Origin of the sequence: Fusobacterium sp. IOR10 (assembly GCF_010367435.1) — a bacterium.
Lineage (GTDB): Bacteria > Fusobacteriota > Fusobacteriia > Fusobacteriales > Fusobacteriaceae > Fusobacterium_B.
In genome coordinates this window covers 1-1,647 of the sequence record NZ_WJWY01000062.1, presented here as the reverse complement: position 1 = coordinate 1,647, position 1,647 = coordinate 1, and the positions used below count along the sequence as shown (strand labels likewise).

The 1,647-nt window shown below is 48.1% G+C and carries 1 rRNA gene; it reads right to left on the bottom strand.

Annotated features, from left to right (window positions below):
• Positions 1–32: 32 nt before the first annotated feature.
• A 16S ribosomal RNA gene (locus tag GIL12_RS09935) occupies positions 33–1,547 on the bottom strand.
• Positions 1,548–1,647 lie beyond the last annotated feature (100 nt).

Genomic DNA, 1,647 nt, shown 5'->3' with positions numbered 1-1,647 from the left:
TAGAATAGAGAATTTAACTGTTAGCTCCTTAGAAAGGAGGTGATCCATCCGCACGTTCCCGTACGGATACCTTGTTACGACTTCACCCCAATCGCTAACCACACCCTCGGAGCATCCTTCCTTACGGTTAGGCCTGCTACTTCAGGTGCAACCAACTCTCGTGGTGTGACGGGCGGTGTGTACAAGACCCGAGAACGTATTCACCGCAGCATTGCTGATCTGCGATTACTAGTGATTCCAACTTCATGTACTCGAGTTGCAGAGTACAATCCGAACTAAGAACAGCTTTCTGAGATTTGCTCCCCCTCGCGGGTTGGCTTCTCTCTGTACTGCCCATTGTAGCACGTGTGTAGCCCAGCGTATAAGGGGCATGATGACTTGACGTCATCCCCACCTTCCTCCTGCTCGTCGCAGGCAGTATCGCATGAGTGCCCAACTTAATGATGGCAACATACAATAGGGGTTGCGCTCGTTGCGGGACTTAACCCAACATCTCACGACACGAGCTGACGACAGCCATGCACCACCTGTCTCTAAGTTCTCCCGAAGGAGCACTGAAAAATCTCTTTCTCATTCTTAGGATGTCAAACGCTGGTAAGGTTCCTCGCGTTGCGTCGAATTAAACCACATGCTCCACCACTTGTGCGGGTCCCCGTCAATTCCTTTGAGTTTCATACTTGCGTACGTACTCCCCAGGCGGATTACTTATCGCGTTAGCTTGAGTGCCGAGGTTCGACCCCCGACGCTTAGTAATCATCGTTTACGGCATGGACTACCAGGGTATCTAATCCTGTTTGCTCCCCATGCTTTCGCGCTTCAGTGTCAGTATTCGTCCAGTGAGCTGACTTCTCTATCGGCATTCCTACAAATATCTACGAATTTCACCTCTACACTTGTAGTTCCGCCCACCTCTCCGATACTCTAGTTTGGCAGTTTCCAACGCAATACGGAGTTGAGCTCCGCATTTTCACATCAGACTTATCAAACCACCTAGACGCGCTTTACGCCCAATAAATCCGGATAACGCTTGCGACATACGTATTACCGCGGCTGCTGGCACGTATTTAGCCGTCGCTTCTTCTGTTGGTACCGTCATTTCTTTCTTCCCAACTGAAAGCACTTTACAATCCGAAGACCGTCATCGTGCACACAGAATTGCTGGATCAGACTTTTGGTCCATTGTCCAATATTCCCCACTGCTGCCTCCCGTAGGAGTAAGGGCCGTGTCTCAGTCCCCTTGTGGCCGTTCACCCTCTCAGGCCGGCTACCCATCGTCGCCTTGGTGAGCTGTTACCTCACCAACTAGCTAATGGGGCGCAAAGCTCTCTTACAGCGCATATAGCTTTCATAAATCTTCCATGCGGAAAATTCATAATATTCGGTATTAGCTATCGTTTCCAATAGTTGTCCCAAACTGTAAGGCAAGTTCTTTACGTGTTACTCACCCGTCCGCCACCTTACTATCACCGAAGTGAATTCAAGTAGACTTGCATGTGTTAAGCATTCTGTCAGCGTTCATCCTGAGCCAGGATCAAACTCTTCATTCAAATTTTATCCGTTAATTGACTAGGTCAATTTCTTACCATTTTGTTTCTTTATTACACCATTTAAGGTTTGCTTGCTTATCTTGTTAAATTTCTCTATTCT